The 15,132-nt window shown below is 50.1% G+C and carries 17 protein-coding genes; 3 read left to right on the top strand and 14 right to left on the bottom strand.

Annotated features, from left to right (window positions below):
* Nucleotides 1–22: 22 nt before the first annotated feature.
* From JJB07_RS13075 to JJB07_RS13065, 3 genes are all read right to left on the bottom strand, one after another.
* Complete coding sequence (locus tag JJB07_RS13075; protein ID WP_201635713.1) at nt 23–436, bottom strand: DUF3010 family protein; 414 nt, start codon at nt 434–436, stop codon at nt 23–25.
* Nucleotides 437–663: 227 nt separating this feature from the next.
* A complete protein-coding gene (locus tag JJB07_RS13070; RefSeq protein WP_201635711.1) occupies nt 664–1,356 on the bottom strand; it encodes a DUF421 domain-containing protein in 693 nt (230 codons plus the stop codon).
* A 329-nt stretch (nt 1,357–1,685) separates the two neighbouring features.
* Nucleotides 1,686–2,000 carry a hypothetical protein gene (locus JJB07_RS13065; RefSeq protein WP_201635709.1) on the bottom strand — a complete coding sequence of 105 codons (315 nt, stop codon included), beginning with the start codon at nt 1,998–2,000 and terminating at the stop codon, nt 1,686–1,688.
* A gap of 345 nt (nt 2,001–2,345) precedes the next feature.
* Here JJB07_RS13065 and JJB07_RS13060 point away from each other — a divergent pair, with 345 nt between their 5' ends.
* The gene (locus JJB07_RS13060) at nt 2,346–2,924 is read left to right on the top strand and encodes a papain-like cysteine protease family protein (protein ID WP_201635707.1); all 579 of its coding nucleotides are present in this window, start codon (nt 2,346–2,348) and stop codon (nt 2,922–2,924) included.
* Between the two features lie 16 nt (nt 2,925–2,940).
* Nucleotides 2,941–3,741, top strand: coding sequence for a hypothetical protein (locus tag JJB07_RS13055; protein ID WP_201635705.1), 801 nt, complete (start codon nt 2,941–2,943; stop codon nt 3,739–3,741).
* Nucleotides 3,742–3,832: 91 nt separating this feature from the next.
* Here the strand turns inward: JJB07_RS13055 and JJB07_RS13050 are convergent, their stop codons facing one another.
* The 4 genes from JJB07_RS13050 to JJB07_RS13035 form a co-directional block, all read right to left on the bottom strand.
* A complete protein-coding gene (locus JJB07_RS13050) occupies nt 3,833–4,000 on the bottom strand; it encodes a hypothetical protein (protein WP_347338357.1) in 168 nt (55 codons plus the stop codon).
* Nucleotides 4,001–4,239: 239 nt separating this feature from the next.
* Nucleotides 4,240–5,286 (bottom strand): reverse transcriptase domain-containing protein, encoded by a 1,047-nt coding sequence (locus tag JJB07_RS13045; RefSeq protein WP_201635701.1) that lies wholly within the window; start codon nt 5,284–5,286, stop codon nt 4,240–4,242.
* Nucleotides 5,287–5,484: 198 nt separating this feature from the next.
* Nucleotides 5,485–6,741 (bottom strand): phosphoribosyltransferase-like protein, encoded by a 1,257-nt coding sequence (locus JJB07_RS13040; protein ID WP_201635699.1) that lies wholly within the window; start codon nt 6,739–6,741, stop codon nt 5,485–5,487.
* Nucleotides 6,742–6,945: 204 nt separating this feature from the next.
* On the bottom strand, nt 6,946–8,148 hold the full coding sequence (locus JJB07_RS13035; RefSeq protein ID WP_430727226.1) for a D-alanyl-D-alanine carboxypeptidase family protein: 1,203 nt from the start codon (nt 8,146–8,148) through the stop codon (nt 6,946–6,948).
* A 144-nt stretch (nt 8,149–8,292) separates the two neighbouring features.
* Here JJB07_RS13035 and JJB07_RS13030 point away from each other — a divergent pair, with 144 nt between their 5' ends.
* Nucleotides 8,293–9,015, top strand: a complete 723-nt coding sequence (locus JJB07_RS13030) for a YwaF family protein (protein ID WP_201635697.1) — start codon at nt 8,293–8,295, stop codon at nt 9,013–9,015.
* 39 nt (nt 9,016–9,054) lie between these two features.
* On the opposite strand, the gene JJB07_RS13025 is transcribed toward JJB07_RS13030, so the two are convergent.
* The 7 genes from JJB07_RS13025 to JJB07_RS12995 all read right to left on the bottom strand — a co-directional run bounded on the left by JJB07_RS13025 (nt 9,055) and on the right by JJB07_RS12995 (nt 15,061).
* Entirely contained in the window at nt 9,055–9,279 is a 225-nt protein-coding gene (locus tag JJB07_RS13025) for a DUF1540 domain-containing protein (RefSeq protein WP_201635695.1), read from the bottom strand.
* A gap of 61 nt (nt 9,280–9,340) precedes the next feature.
* Nucleotides 9,341–10,669 (bottom strand): pyrimidine-nucleoside phosphorylase, encoded by a 1,329-nt coding sequence (locus JJB07_RS13020; protein WP_201635693.1) that lies wholly within the window; start codon nt 10,667–10,669, stop codon nt 9,341–9,343.
* Between the two features lie 7 nt (nt 10,670–10,676).
* The gene (locus JJB07_RS13015; protein WP_201635691.1) at nt 10,677–11,498 is read right to left on the bottom strand and encodes a purine-nucleoside phosphorylase; all 822 of its coding nucleotides are present in this window, start codon (nt 11,496–11,498) and stop codon (nt 10,677–10,679) included.
* Nucleotides 11,499–11,512: 14 nt separating this feature from the next.
* The gene (locus JJB07_RS13010; protein WP_201635689.1) at nt 11,513–12,685 is read right to left on the bottom strand and encodes a phosphopentomutase; all 1,173 of its coding nucleotides are present in this window, start codon (nt 12,683–12,685) and stop codon (nt 11,513–11,515) included.
* 240 nt (nt 12,686–12,925) lie between these two features.
* Nucleotides 12,926–13,744: a metallophosphoesterase gene (locus tag JJB07_RS13005; RefSeq protein WP_201635687.1), complete on the bottom strand. Its 819-nt coding sequence runs from the start codon at nt 13,742–13,744 to the stop codon at nt 12,926–12,928.
* Nucleotides 13,745–13,815: 71 nt separating this feature from the next.
* Entirely contained in the window at nt 13,816–14,703 is an 888-nt protein-coding gene (gene xerD / locus JJB07_RS13000) for a site-specific tyrosine recombinase XerD (protein ID WP_201635685.1), read from the bottom strand.
* A gap of 106 nt (nt 14,704–14,809) precedes the next feature.
* On the bottom strand, nt 14,810–15,061 hold the full coding sequence (locus tag JJB07_RS12995; RefSeq protein ID WP_201635683.1) for a DUF4227 family protein: 252 nt from the start codon (nt 15,059–15,061) through the stop codon (nt 14,810–14,812).
* Between the last annotated feature and the right edge of the window lie 71 nt (nt 15,062–15,132).

Below are 15,132 nucleotides of genomic sequence, written 5' to 3'. Positions count from 1 at the left end.
TTTAGATTGGAGATAGGAGTGCCTACTCGCCTAACAAGTGGTAGGCGACTTTGAAAGCATCCGTTTGGTACTTGTGCAGTTTTTGATCTTCGATGCTGACCGGGGTACGGCGCATCGTAGCTGCTAACGTTGAAGGGTGGAACAGTTGTACGGGGAGATCCAGGCTCTGGATCAGACCTTCGAGTTTAAAGGTCATCGCCCCGCCGCCGAACTCTCCGGTGGTTGCTCGTTCTTTGATTCCGACTGCTTCGATGCCGGCATCTCGGAGGTATTGTTGGATGGTTTGGAGGAAGGATTGTGCGCTTTCTTGCGTTTTATTGTCTGAGAGGGCTATTTTCTTCGTTGTTGGTGCAAGTCTGGTGAATTCACCCTTGGTTCCTTCTAGGCTGACTACAATGGCTTCAGAGCCTTTTAGTTCTATACCGCAAACCTTCATTGGTCGATCCCTCCGAAACAATAATCAATCTGACTTCTATCAGTATACCAAAGTTGATTGAACCACCCTATGTAAAAAGTCTTGATTGACAAAAAACAACTTGCCCCACCCACCGATACTGATTCACGATGTCCTTGAAAAAGAAAAAACACGCCTAAGGGTCAGCGTGTTTTATCTATCACTTTTTGTCCGGCTTACCGCACATTTTTGTGCAGTAAGCTTCCGGTTCAATGCACCCGCTCCTGAAATTCATCCACATGCAGCGAACCATCCGCTTGAATCTCCGCGTAGAACACCTTTTTCACATCTGAAACTCCCAGTTGCCGCAACTGTTGCTCCAGCCAGTCTCGACTGAGATTCAGCTCTTGCAGGTTGCGTTGCACCACGCGGCCGTCCGAAATGATTTCGGTCGGCAGGTAGTGGGTGGGGGACGGTTTGGCGTATACGTCCTTTTTAGTGGCGGCTTGGGCATGTTGTTTTTTGAGCACGGACAGCGCGCCGTCCGGCTCCAAGATCGCGTAGTCCACGTCCATGATCGAAAATACGTTTTTCTTTCGCAAGAGCATGGTAAGGTCGTCCATGTTCAGGCGTGACTCTTTCATCGCTGTGTCGAGAATTTTTCCATTGCGAATCATGATCGTGGGCTGTCCGTCAATCACCTTCCGCAGTCTCGGCGATTGAAGCGACACAATTCCCATCAGAATGGTCAGCACGCTCCACTCCACCAAACTGAGTATGCCCAACCCAAGGTCTTTGGAAGTGTCGATGACGAGAGAAGCCGCGATCGCACCGAATGTGATCCCGGCGACGTAATTGAAAAAGGTCATCTGGCTCACCTGTTTTTTGCCCATGATACGGCACAGGACGAGCATCACAAGATAGGCGATCGCAGTCCGAAGCAGCTCTTCCCCAATTTGCATGGAAACTCCTCCTGTTTTTGGTTGTTTATAGGATTACCATAAGTAGACCCGTTATTCCGTAACTGCTCAGGTCCCTACTACAACCACGGTATGGTTACATGCAGAATCGCCGCCTTGAAGACGAATCGATTGCAAAAAAACCGGAGAAGTAGATCTCCGGTTTTTTCACGCGTTTGTTTTTGTTACTCGACGATGATGACAGGTTCAAAGACGAGGCCTTTGATTTTGTGTTTCAACATCAATTGGCGGACGCGTTGGGTCACGATGAGGAGCGGGCGCGGGTAATAGCCGCCACCCCAGTACTCACTTGAACGGTTGAACCCGTCAACTCATGAACCGGAGGCATTTCTTTCGTGACCACCAATTGCCACCCGATTGGTGTAGATCGGTCGATAGGACATCCCTTGGATTCCTTCCGCTTCGAAAAGTTCGCGCAAGGACGGCGACACGGCGAATTCCATTTCGTACGGGAAATAAAAATCCCATTTCCCTGCATATTTCTTTTTGATCTTTAAATCAGATGTCTGATCCACGTACTTTTTACAGGATTCACTCTTGGGTCTGTAATGGGTGTTTGGATTGTCGACGAGCGGCTCATCAATTTGATTGGTTGTAAAAATCATCAGGTATTCTGCGCCGTCCATCTCTTTCTTCGACCACTCTTTTTCGTAGAATACGCCATACTCTTGTCCCCGTTTTACAATCTCGCCAACTGTTGGTATACACCTGATGCTGCTCTTTGGTCATGGCGACAGACAGCATGTCCCCTTGCTTCAAGTTCAAACTTCGCGCCATGCGTTTTTCGATTAAAGCTTTTGTTGCCGCCCACCCGTCCTGTTTTGACGGAGGCTTTGACTTCGTTCAAGACAAACAATATGACGATTATTTATATTATTATTTATAGATCAAACACAAATATTGAATTGAATCTATTTTACAACTGTTGTAATATGGTGAAGGAATTATACTTTCCATTCAGGAGGTTAACTATGAATGTAACACGAATATCTAAACCGATGAAAGGATTGCTAGCCATTTTGAGCGCAACAGTGTTGATCCCCGTTTCGACAGCTTCACCAGTTCATGCAGCCTATTCTGTTGTAAGCAATTGGAGCAACTCAATACAACTCAAATCCAACTGGTGCTGGGCTGCCGACGATTATGCAATTCTCGCCCACTACGGATACTGGGGTCAAACACAATCCGATATTGTAAACTACGTGTTTGGAACGACAACTGCTCCGAATAATACTGCAACAGGGACTCAGGCTCAAAACGCTCTTTATCACTATGGTGTATCCACGAACTCATTTAATGGGGCGTTGTTTTTTAGCGATATTCAAGCGCAAATAAACGGGAACAAACCGATCTTCAGTGGCTGGAACTGGAAGACTGGTGGCTCTCATGCTGTTGTTCTCATCGGCTGGAGTACAGAAACATCAACAGACCAAGTGCGATATATGGACCCCGGAGACGGAAATGCTTATTGGACATCTCATGTTTCGTTCGTAGATGACTCCCGGCACAGTTGGATCGGTGGGCTCAAAGATGCATGGGCATATAAATAATGGGAGTTGAAATAGGATGAGAAAACTTTTTTATGTGACTTTGTTGTGCGGATTTTTGACTGTAACCATGACCCAACCGATTTATGCGAGCATTCATTCTCAGGTGTCCACAGAAGTTGAGAAGTTCGCACAAACGGATGGTGTAGTGGAGGCAAAAAAATTGCTTTCACTCTCTCCCACTGATGTTGGTCTTTCCAATAAAGAGGAAGTTGAGCAGCTAACTTTAGGGCCTGGTTTGCAAATACACTCTATTGATGTTGAGAAATTGAGAAAATCAACTACCCATTCACTGCTGTCCGTGAGTAAGGCGGAACAAGAATGGGAGTTTCTATTAGAAAAGGACGGACAGGCAGTCACTTCGATCATCATCGGCAAAGAAAACGGCAACTATGCCCTCCAACGTGTAGGCGGAGATTCGAAGAATTTCTTAGCCAGTTGGGAGAAATTTGATGACTATGTTGCATCAAAGGTAGAGCCGACACTTGTCGTGGATAAAAATGTACGTTACTTAGTCGGAACTGTTAAAAATCAAGAAGTAGCAATTCCTGATCTGTCCGGCAACCGCAATGTAAAACTCAACAAAGTAAATCCTATCCAAGTTTCACCCGCTTCCGAAATTGAAAAGGCCCTCAAAGAGAATCTCGAAGCGGACCTTATCAACCAGAAACAAGGAGAATCTCAATTTGGTTCGGGAGGCAATCTTCCCGAACAGACACCACCTACCAACAACCGCTTTACATGGATCACTGCGGGTTTTATAGTTATTGGACTCCTAGTAATAAGTGCATTCAAATGGAGAAGGAGAAAAGTTAGTTGATCAATTCACAAAACAAAAAGATGACCCTCGTGCAGAACTCATACTCTGCATGATGGTCATCTCTTTTTATAAGAAAATGCCGATTCCTACTTTACTCCCCAAACGTAAACCAGTTCTTCACAGTCCGCTTGAACAGCGTCCACATCCCCGCTTCTCCGCAGTCTGCCCCTGCAACCAAATCGGTCTTCGCGATCTCATTCCCGCCTTGCTTGATCACGATGCTGCCGACGACTTGGCCTTTTTTCACGGGAGCCTTCACTTCATTCAGAGCCAAATTTCGCTATATTGGTGGGATATAGACAGGTAATAAATAGTCAGATCACGACTTTTCTGAACAAAAAAAACCCGGACACTCTGCCCGAGTTTGTAGGAATTTTAAAATGAAATTTCATTTCGATAGTTGACCAAAGCCTCCATCGCCCAAATACTTTTACGTGGAATCTTATGGTTTTGAGATCAAAGCTTCTACTCCTTTACGTCTATTCGAAATGCATGAAATTAAATCAAACTCCAATCAATGACTTCATATTTTTCTAACATTGCATCCCCAACTTCTGGTTCTATTGATCTAATAAAATGAATTCTTCCCAAGAGCCACTCCTCAAATCCTGAAATCCCCGTTTTTCCAATTCGTCTTAAATGATCTTTAGCACCGTATTTTTTGGAGTAATACAAATGCCTCCAGGTTTCCTGTTTATACTTCTTAGGAACATGAACACCATTTGATACAGTTAGCCCAGTTACAAGTTGTTTCGTACCTTTCTTTCGCAAAGATATTTTAGATCCATTAATAAAGAAACCCTCACTCCTAACTATATCGTTAATCAGATGAATTTTTGGCAACTTGGTTAAAACTCCAGAAAAAGTTATATCATCTGCATATCTGGAGTAATTCACTCCCAGTTTTTCAGCAAGTTTTCTTAACCGAAAGTCAAGATTACGTGCAATAATATTTGAGATCACCGGGCTTGTTGGTGCTCCTTGAGGTAATCTAGCAAAATGTGGATCAGGATAATGATCCGGCAAATTTTTATCATTCATAATTTCTAAGTAATACTGTTCAGATGGATGCAGCGTAGTAAGTTTCGCAAAATCAACTGATAGGTTAGTGTGATAGCCGAGGCTTTTAAACATTCCATAAACCCGTTTTTCAGAGATCGTATCAAAAAACCTATACAAGTCTACTTTCATTACGGCGTCTTGATTGGCATGAATCTGCGCGTTATCCTTTATGGATCTACCCTCTCGGAAACCTAAGCAACTTTGATCCAGCTCAACAGTAGCCAATATATTTACGTATATCAATCTCTGAATTCTTTTTAATAAAGGTTTAGGCGTTAGAATCTCGCGAAAACCTCCTGCTCTTTTTTCCAAAAGGAACCTATGATAATTCCGATCCCTTTGTTCGGTAATACGTAATAACCTAGTTCTGTCTACACCAGCCATTAATGAGAAGTGTTTCAAAGAATAGATAACAGGTAACCCACTATCCATCAAAACATTTGAATACATTTCAAGTTCTTTGTCTAAACCTAACTGGTTCACAGGATCACACTCACATTTATATCATCATTTCGAGGGTCACGTACACTAGTTACTCAAAACTTGAAATTCTTTCACGAGCGAAGGCGAGTGCAGCGCCCCGGCGATAGCCGTTGGGCTGCACTTTACAGTTACTTCAAAATATCATCTGAGTATACTCAACTCAGAGTTCACACACATGTGAACACATTCTAACCAGCGTCATTTAAACCCTCGAAATGTGATAGGCTTGTAAGAAGAAGCATCTTTGAAGCGCGGCTTTTTTCCTTCGAAACTCTCTGATTCCTTTGTGACAAGATCATGAATCCGAGTATATTCTGCAAAACCTAGATCACTAACAGTTCCCCTCTCACTAATGTACCCTCTTGATTTTCCGATTGCAATGACTTTTTGATATTCAGACTCAAATATCCCTAACTTTTGACAAATCACTGGAATGTCATTGTTTTCTAATAAAAACTTTATTACTGCGAAAAGTTGAAAATTATCCTTACCGATGTATTCTATGGTTCTGTTCATCTCATCAACTGTCTTTGTAACGAACGCATCTTCTCCAAAAATTCTAGCAATGCTGATCCATTGTGCGATCTCTCGTCGATACTCTTTTCTACGCGAAACTTTGTTAGATAAAAATCGTGGAAATAACGGAAACCATCCTTGTCGATTACCCCAAAAAATCGGGATAGTATTATTAGGAGTTCCGTAAGAGAAAGCAATAAGGGCTTGTGAATCTTTGTAACCAAACGGTTTGAAATTTTTATCTTTTAAATATAATTTCCCTCCCTTCTCTGCGTATTTTCTACAAATATCTTTGATTTTTCTAATTCTTTCTTTTCTCTCAATCAATCCAATCCCTTCAGTAAAAACCTTTTCTCGTATTTCTGTTAGTATGATTGATCTAGGAACTGATTGTTCTATAATACCTTTTGCATTACTCATTGTTATTATTGAAACAAAATAAATTGTCGCTTGTTCCGACTTTGAATTTACACCATCACGAATTCTTTCATTAAAATATTCAATCGTCGAATCACCACTACCGAATATGTCATCGATAAATACAAATACAATGCCATCCAAACTCTCTAGTCCATCAATATAATTTTTTATATCATAAACAAAATCGAATCGATCTTTTTGCTTTGTTTCTTCGATTGCCTTTTTGGCATAATACATCATTGCAGTTCCACTCTTACCATATTTACCGATAGGATGAACAACTATTTTCTTTTCATTTTCTCGACTAAGAATAGTACTAAAATGTTCATAGTACCTCTCAAAAATATCATCCGAAGTGATGTAATCAAATAAACTCAGCAATTCTAATACGTATTCTTTTTCGTTTTCTTCAAAATTCCCCAACCAATTTAGAAGTTCTGTATAAGTAACAGAACTAGATAACCTTTTAGTGATGATATCTAACTCGCGTTGTAGTAATTTCAGTTTGAAATCAGCCATTTTATCAACTCCTTTATATCCAGCTATTCTCATTATAGTTCATTATTGGCCAAACAAAAAAGCCGGAAAAACATTCCGGCTTTCGGATGTGTAGAAATACTAGGTCTACACTTTTTTTGTCAAAACTTTAGATGTCGTGCTATGAAAAATACAGAAGGGAAAACTTCTCAGATTTCGAAAAATTCACTGGTTCCCGTTAAAAGGTCACCCCCCGAAAGTAAACCATGACTTCACAGTCCGCTTAAACAGCGTCCACATACCCGCTTCCCCGCAGTCCGCCCCTGCAACCAAATCGGTCTTCGCAATCTCATTCCCGCCTTGCTTGATCACGATGCTGCCGACGACTTGGCCTTTTTTCACAGGAGCCTTCACTTCATTCAGCACGATTTCCTTCTGGAACTCTTCCTTCTTCGCGCCTTTTTTCATGAGGATGCCGACGGTGTCTCCGGCTACGAGCGGGAGGACGGGGACTTCGCCTTTGTCGATCTCGACTTTTTCAACTTCTTGGCCTTTTTGATACAAGACTTCAGAGCGGTAGTTCGCGAACGCAAAGTCCATCAACTGCGAAACCTCCGCATTCCGCACCGGCGAGGTCGGCTCACCCATAACCACCGCGATCACACGGAACCCGTCCCTCTTCGCCGAAGCACTCAGGCAATACTTCGCTTCCCCCGTGAACCCGGTCTTGATCCCGTCCATGCCCGGGTAGAAACGCACCAGCTTGTTCGTGTTCACCAGCCAGAACGGTTTCTCACTGTCCTTACGCAGGTAGTCTTGATAAGACCCCGTGAACTTCGTCACTTCCTCATGCTTCACCAACTCGCGCGACATGATCGCCAAGTCGTGCGCCGAGGTGTAGTGGTTCTCCGTCGGCAACCCGTTCACGTTCGAGAAGCTCGTATCCACACACCCGAGCTCCTTCGCGCGCTCGTTCATCAACTGCACGAAGCCTTCTTCAGACCCTGCGATATGCTCCGCTACCGCCACCGCCGCGTCATTCCCCGAAGCAATCGCGATGCCCTTGAGCATTTCCTCCAACGTCATCTGCTCGCCCGGTTGCAGGAAGATCTGCGATCCCCCCATGCTCGCGGCGTAGTCGGACGTGTTGATCTTGTCGGTCCATTTCACTTTCCCCGCGTCGACCGCTTCCATGATCAGAAGCATCGTCATGACCTTGGTCACAGACGCCGGTGGCAATTTCTGGTGGCTGTTTTTCTCAAAAAGGACGGCCCCCGTCGCGGCGTCCATCAGGACCGCCGACGTGGCTTGTTTCGCGAGGTCGACTTGCGTGGTCGGTTTCGCGGTTTGTTTTTCATCTGCGAAGGCCGGAGCAACTGAGCCCATCATGAGGGTGGTTGCACACAGAAGCGCCATCGCGTTGCGCCCTACAAAGTTTCTAAGAGACATGTTGACTCCTCCCGATACATACAGTTTCTTCTTGGCATATGTAGATTGCGTCAAGAACCCCTGCTTTATCCTGAAAAAAGGAAATGGAACAATTCCGAACTTCTGTAGTAAAATTGGAGATATCCACCACTTAGGAGCGTGCGTATGAACCCGAACTGGAGTATCCACGGGCTGGACCATCCCTTCATCTTGTTCGACTGGCATCACGATCTCGCGTTGCTCCTGATCCTCGCCGCCGTCCTCCTCACCTACATCTATCGAAAAAAGCTGCGCGGGCCTTCCGCGAACCTCCGGTTTCGCGTCGTCCTCGCCGCTCTCTTGCTCCTGTGCGAAATCTCGCTTGAGTCCTGGCAGGCTTACGAGGGGGCTTGGACGCTCGATTTCTCCCTCCCCTTGCAGCTCTGCTCAATCTCGCTCCTCCTCGCCATCCTCATGTTGCTCAGCAAAAGCTATCGTCTCTTCGAATTCATGTTCCTCGCCGGACTTGGAGGCGCTCTGCAAGCGCTCTTGACCCCGGACCTCGGGAACTATGCGTTTCCTCACTTCCGCACGTTTGAATTCTTCATCGGGCACGGCGCGGTCGTGGTCGCGTGCTTTTTCATGGTCTTCGTCGAGAGATACCGCCCCACGTTCGGCTCGGTCTGGCGCTCCTTCGCCGCTCTGAACGTCCTCGCGCTGGTCGTGTACGGGCTCGACTTGCTCACGGGAGGCAATTACATGTTCCTCGCGCACAAGCCGTCCAACGCCTCGATCCTCGACGTGCTCGGTCCGTGGCCGTGGTACCTCCTGTCGCTGGAAGGCGTGGCGCTGGCGATGCATCTGCTGTTCTGGGCACCGTTTGCCCTGCTCAAGAAAAAAACCGCCTAGCAAAAAACCCCTCCGGCTTCTACGCGGAGGGGTTTCTTTTTAGTGGGAAGGAGAATTCCCATCGTAACGTTCGCGGTATTCCTCTTTGCTGAGGCCGGAATCCGCGCGGTAATGTTCGCGGTATTCGAACGTTGCGCACATGGAACCTTTGTCGGTTCCCACGATTGCGTTCCCGTTGGATACAACTTCGATTGCATCCGCAACGCACTTGGTTTCCTTGTTGTACGTACACTCTTCAACTTGGCATTTTACTCCTGCTGGCATCGGCTTCACCCCCTATACGGCTAGTGTTGCCTTGCCAACAGATGCCTATACTTCAAAGCCCTTAGGCGAAACGCTGCGTCCCCGCCTGCGTGACAACGCCAAAAATCAAGCGGTGCTGCGGCGGTTCCGTCTCGGACAGTTCATACGCCGCTTGCAGGCGTTCCGTGACTTCTGCCACTTTGCGCTCGTCGTTGACGTAGAGGGTCGCAATCGCTTCGCCCGCTTCGACGCGGTCGCCGACTTTTTTGTGCAGGACGATGCCGACCGCCAAGTCGATTTCCGATTCCTTGGTCTCGCGGCCCGCACCGAGCAGCATGGCGCTGGTGCCGACTTCCTCGGCGTGGATGCGCGAGACGAATCCGGTGCGCGGGAGCGTCACCGGGATTTTTTTCGCTGCTTGCGGGAGTCGGGTCGGCTCGTCGACGAGGGATGCATCGCCGCCCTGCGCCCTCAAGAAGGTCTTGAAGGTTTCCAACGCACGACCGCTGGACAGGGATTCGGTGAGCTTCTCGCGCGCTTCCTCGGCGGTCGCTGCGCCGCCTGCCGCGACGACCATGTACGAACCGAGCACGAGGCAAAGTTCGGTCAGGTCTGCCGGACCGTGGCCTTTGAGCGTGTCGATCGCTTCTTGCACTTCAAGCGCGTTGCCGATCGCAAAGCCCAGCGGCTGGTCCATGTCGGAAATGACACCGATCGTATGGCGGCCGACGTTCTCTCCGATGTTGACCATCGCTTCGGCCAGAGCAAACGACCCGTCGAGCGTCTTCATAAAAGCGCCCTCGCCCGTCTTGACGTCGAGGACGATCGCATCGGCTCCGGCGGCGATTTTTTTGGACATGATCGACGAAGAGATCAGCGGAATGCAGTCAACGGTCGCGGTGACATCGCGCAGGGCGTACAGTTTTTTGTCCGCCGGGGCGATGGAACCGCTTTGGCCCATCAACGCTGCACCCTTGGTGTTGACTTGCTCGATGAATTGCTCCTTGGTGCGCTCGATGGAGAAGCCCGGAATCGATTCCAGCTTGTCAATCGTGCCGCCCGTATGTCCCAGGCCCCGCCCGGACATTTTGGCAACCGGTACGCCGACAGACGCAACCAACGGCAAGAGGACGAGCGTGGTCGTGTCGCCGACGCCGCCGGTGGAGTGTTTGTCAACTTTTACCCCTTGGACTTGGCTCAGGTCGATCTGGTCACCCGATGCAGCCATGGCGAGCGTCAAATGCGCGGTTTCCTCCGGGCTCATGCCGCGCAGGAAGATCGCCATCGAAAGCGCTGCCATCTGGTAATCGGGAATGGAGCCGTCCGTGAAGCCCTTGATCACAAAGTCGATTTCCGCTTGGGTCAGGGCTTCTCCGTCACGTTTCTTATGGATAATGTCATACATTCTCATGGTGTGTTTATACCTCTTTCACAATCGCTTTGACGAGGTTGATGAAGTTCGCTTTGGCTTTTTCCGTGGTTTCCATGACTTCTTCGTGGGTCAGCGGCTGGTCGAGGATGCCCGCCGCCATGTTCGAGATGCAGGTGATCCCGAGCACTTTCAGCCCCGCGTGGTTTGCCACGATCACTTCCGGCACGGTGGACATGCCCACTGCATGGCCGCCCATGATTCGGAACATGCGAATCTCCGCCGGTGTCTCATAGGACGGGCCGGAGACTCCCACGTACACGCCTTCCCGAATTTCAATGCCAAGCCCCTTGGCGATTTCGTGTGCTTTGGCGCGCAGGCCTTTGTCGTAGCCGTTCGACATGTCCGGGAAGCGCGGCCCGAGGTCAGCTTCGTTGGCGCCGATCAGCGGGTTACGTCCGGTCAAGTTCAGATGGTCGGAGATCAGCATGAGGTCGCCCGCGTTCCACTCCGGGTTGATGCCGCCCGCCGCGTTGGTGACGAGGATGATCTCGACGCCCAGCGCTTTCATGACACGGATCGGGAACGTGACTTCCTCCAAACTCCACCCTTCATAAAAATGAAAACGTCCTTGCATCGCAATCACTTGTTGCCCGGACAGATCGCCGATCACCAATTGACCGGCATGGCCCGCGACGGTCGAGACCGGGAAGTTCGGGATCTCGCCGTACGGGATGACGACAGGGTTTTGCACTTCATCTCCCAGCACGCCGAGTCCCGACCCGAGAACGAGTCCGATGCGCGGCGCACGGTCGGTGAGTTTGGATTGGATGAATTGCTTGGCTTGCTCAATTTTCTGTAGCAGAGACATTCGATCTCCCCCTGTTATTGGACGATGGATTTCAGGAAGCTCTCCCCGAAGCCGGTGCCGTCGACACCGAAGTTCTCTGCGATGGTCGCGCCGAGATCGGCAAACGAGGTGCGCAGGCCGAGGTCTACGCCTTGCTTTGCTTTTTTGCCGTAGACGAGCAGCGGCACGTTCTCACGGGTATGGTCGGTCCCTTCGGTGGTCGGGTCGCATCCGTGGTCGGCGGTCATGATCAGCAGATCGTCTTCGCGCATCGCGTCGAGGATTTCCGGCAGACGCTTGTCAAAGTCCACAATCGCTTTTGCAAAACCTTCCGGGTCGTTGCGGTGGCCGTACAGCGCGTCGAAGTCGACGAGGTTGGTGAAGATCAAGCCTTTTTCCACTTTCGCCATCATCTCGAGCGTTTTGTCGACGCCGTCCATGTTGTTTTTGGTGCCGACTTTGTCGTTAACGCCGGAGCCGCCGTAGATGTCGTAAATTTTGCCGACGCCTGCGACGGTGAGGCCTTTCTCGTCCATCTCATTCAACACAGTACGCCCGAAGTCGCGGGAATAGTCGTGGCGGTTCGAGGTGCGGGTGTAGTGGCCGTCGCTGCCGAGAAACGGACGTGCGATGACGCGGCCGACCGCATGGTCGCCGACGAGCAGTTCGCGCGCGATGTGGCACATTTTGTACAGTTCTTCAAGCGGAATGACTTCCTCATGCGCCGCGATCTGGAACACGGAGTCTGCCGAAGTGTAGACGATCGGGTAGCCGGTGCGCACGTGCTCGTCGCCCAGTTCTGCGATGATCTCGGTGCCGGATGCCGGTTTGTTGCCGAGCGTCTTGCGTCCGATCTGCTTTTCAAATTCGTCCATGATCTCCGGCGGGAATCCGTGCGGGTAGACCGGAAGCGGCTTGTCGAGCTTGACGCCCATCATCTCCCAGTGACCGTTGGTGGTGTCCTTGCCCGCCGATTGCTCCTCCATCTTGCCGAAGCTGCCAAGCGCATCTACAGAAGCGGAGACGCCTTGGATTTCATGAATTTTGCCGAGACCGAGTTTCTCCAGGTTCGGCACGTTCAAACCGCCGACTGCTTTCGCGATGTTGGCGATGGTGTTGGCTCCTACATCGCCATAAGCGGGAGCATCATGCGCTTCCCCGATGCCTACGCTGTCCAATACGATTGTCACAATGCGAGTATATGCCATCTCTATGTACCTCCGAAAATTGGATTTCATGCTGATTAGTGTACCCCTACTTCCTTAACTTACCGCAAAGGTTAGATGTCTGACAACCCCAAACCCCCACAAATGGAAAAAAGCCTTGGGTCGCCGCCTGTTGCGGCCCAAGGCTTTTTTCTCTATTCAATGGGGTTGAGGGGGAAAAAGTGGGTGTTTCTCAATCGCTGCTGATACAGAAGTACGGATCGCCGGAGTTCGGTGTGGGGGTTACGCGCCCACAATTTTTAAAATCGTGACTTGCGCGCGGTTCAAAAAGCGAACCGGGATGCGCGACGTGCCAAGTCCTGAACAGATGTAGAGTTGCGTGCCCGACTCCAACGGAAACAACCCGCGATCATACTTCGGAAAAAGCCCCTGCGTCGGTGCGTACAACGCACCCAACAGCGGGAAGCGCACTTGACCGCCGTGTGTGTGCCCGGACAAAATCAAGTCTGCGGTGAACACGCCCTCGCCCCCGCGCCGGATCACCATCGGGTCGTGCGAGAGGAACAGGAAAAAACGCTCGTCCGGCACGATGCCCTCCATCGCTTGGGGCACGCTCTGGTGCCACGTGCAGGCATCGTCCACCCCCGCAATTTGAATTTCGCCTATGGGAGTTTCAAGCGTCGTCGAGGCATTGTCCAACACGATCACCCCGCGCTCACGAAGTCCCGCCATCAACGCTTCAAACCGCTTGCTCTCCCAATCGTTATTGCCGGTCACAAAAAACACATGCGGGTTCATCGCTTTCAAACGCTCCATCTGCGCGAACCCGAGATCAAACGAGCGGTGCGCCCCGTCGATCAAGTCGCCGGTCATGGCGATCAGGTCGGGCCGCGTCCCCGCCATTTTTTCAAAAAAATCCTCTGTCAACGGCAGGTTGTGAATGTCTGTCACTTGCAGAATCCGCAACTCCTGCCCGCGCTGCAACTTCGGCGTGGCAATCGTCACTTCGACGATCTTCGGGAAGCGAGTTTCAAACACCACGTCCACGAGAAGAGCCACGACCAGAGCCGCCAGTACAACTCCAAGCCAAAAAACCGTCACGATGCCTTCACACTCCATAAAAAGCACAGGAACCGCCCATGACGATTCCTGTGCAGATCAAGTATTCATTATTAGGCCCGAGGATGCGCCTTGGCATAAACTTCCTTGAGGCGCGATTTGGTTAAGTGCGTATAAATTTGAGTGGTCGAGATGTCGGCGTGTCCGAGCATCTCTTGAACGGCGCGCAAGTCGGCTCCGTTCTCCAACAAGTGCGTCGCAAACGAGTGACGCAACGTATGCGGTGTAATTTCCTTGTCGATGGAAGCGGTGTGTGCGTACTTCTTGATGATCTTCCAGAAGCCTTGGCGAGAAAGCCGTTGGCCGTGGTGGTTCAAGAACAGCGATTCCTCCGAGGGGTTGCGCACAAGTTTCACACGGCTGCGCATGACGTAGTCGCTGACCGACTGCAACGCCACCGTCCCCAACGGGATGATCCGCTCCTTGGAACCTTTGCCGTAGCATTTCAAAAAGCCCATGTTCAGGTTGACATCGGAAATGTTCAGGGAAACGAGCTCCGAGACGCGAATTCCGGTCGCGTAGAGCAGTTCAAGCATCGCCTTGTCCCGAACGCCTGCCGTCGTGCCGCCATCCGGCCCTTCGAGCAGGGATTCGACCTCGGCTACGGAGAGCACCTTCGGCAGACGCTTCTCAATCTTCGGCGACTCCAAGTTCGCCGTCGGGTCGCCATCCAGCAATCCGTCGCGCAACAGGAATCCGTAAAAGGCCCGAAGCGACGCCAGGTTGCGCGAGATCGTCGTCGTCGCTCTCCCCTTGCGCTGCAACTCCGCCAAGTAAGCGATGATGTTCGCCCGGCGTGTTTGGTTCAGATCCACGATGCCCCCTCGCTTGAGGAACTCAATGTAGGCATTGAGATCGCGAGCGTAGGACTCCAGTGTGTTCTGAGCCAGGCCTCTCTCAACGGCCAAGTAATGGATGAATCGTTCGATCAGCTTGTCCATTTCGCAGACTCCTTTTGCCCATGCTTCAAGCGCTTTCTGTTGGAGTTGAAAATTCGTCAGCCAACCCCAAATTCCTGCCTATGTGCAAAAGTTATGTAAAGGAATCTTATTCCCCAAGTTCATAAAACACGCCCAACCGCTCTCTGGCCTCTTCCCAAAACGGCTTCTCCTCCGCCTTGACCTGTTGTGCGGCGGCATCGACTTTCACTGCGTCACGGCCCGCCGGCGCGTGGTATTTGTCCTCGGGGGCGAACATTTCTTGGACAATGGTCAGGCATTTGAAACCGATGAAACTGAACAGCGCAACGTAGACCGCCAGACGTGCCAACCGCGATACTTGGCGCAGGGATATGATCATGCTCCCACCTCCTCTTCTATCTATATGTACAGGGGTGGGTAAAAAAGAAGGGCCCCGCCGCAGCGGAACCC

The sequence above is a fragment of the Tumebacillus amylolyticus genome, assembly GCF_016722965.1.
Taxonomy (GTDB): Bacteria; Bacillota; Bacilli; order Tumebacillales; family Tumebacillaceae; genus Tumebacillus; species Tumebacillus amylolyticus.
Note: the sequence above shows the minus strand (reverse complement) of the source record. Positions and strands in the feature narration are given on the sequence as shown.

Coding starts and splice junctions, on each gene's coding strand:
- JJB07_RS13075 (WP_201635713.1), bottom strand. CDS start 436: ATGAAGGTTTGCGGTATAGAACTAAAAGGCTCTGAAGCCATTGTAGTC.
- JJB07_RS13070 (WP_201635711.1), bottom strand. CDS start 1,356: ATGCAAATTGGGGAAGAGCTGCTTCGGACTGCGATCGCCTATCTTGTG.
- JJB07_RS13065 (WP_201635709.1), bottom strand. CDS start 2,000: ATGGACGGCGCAGAATACCTGATGATTTTTACAACCAATCAAATTGAT.
- JJB07_RS13060 (WP_201635707.1), top strand. CDS start 2,346: ATGAATGTAACACGAATATCTAAACCGATGAAAGGATTGCTAGCCATT.
- JJB07_RS13055 (WP_201635705.1), top strand. CDS start 2,941: ATGAGAAAACTTTTTTATGTGACTTTGTTGTGCGGATTTTTGACTGTA.
- JJB07_RS13040 (WP_201635699.1), bottom strand. CDS start 6,741: ATGGCTGATTTCAAACTGAAATTACTACAACGCGAGTTAGATATCATC.
- JJB07_RS13035 (WP_430727226.1), bottom strand. CDS start 8,148: ATGTCTCTTAGAAACTTTGTAGGGCGCAACGCGATGGCGCTTCTGTGT.
- JJB07_RS13030 (WP_201635697.1), top strand. CDS start 8,293: ATGAACCCGAACTGGAGTATCCACGGGCTGGACCATCCCTTCATCTTG.
- JJB07_RS13025 (WP_201635695.1), bottom strand. CDS start 9,279: ATGCCAGCAGGAGTAAAATGCCAAGTTGAAGAGTGTACGTACAACAAG.
- JJB07_RS13020 (WP_201635693.1), bottom strand. CDS start 10,669: ATGAGAATGTATGACATTATCCATAAGAAACGTGACGGAGAAGCCCTG.
- JJB07_RS13015 (WP_201635691.1), bottom strand. CDS start 11,498: ATGTCTCTGCTACAGAAAATTGAGCAAGCCAAGCAATTCATCCAATCC.
- JJB07_RS13010 (WP_201635689.1), bottom strand. CDS start 12,685: ATGGCATATACTCGCATTGTGACAATCGTATTGGACAGCGTAGGCATC.
- xerD (WP_201635685.1), bottom strand. CDS start 14,703: ATGGACAAGCTGATCGAACGATTCATCCATTACTTGGCCGTTGAGAGA.
- JJB07_RS12995 (WP_201635683.1), bottom strand. CDS start 15,061: ATGATCATATCCCTGCGCCAAGTATCGCGGTTGGCACGTCTGGCGGTC.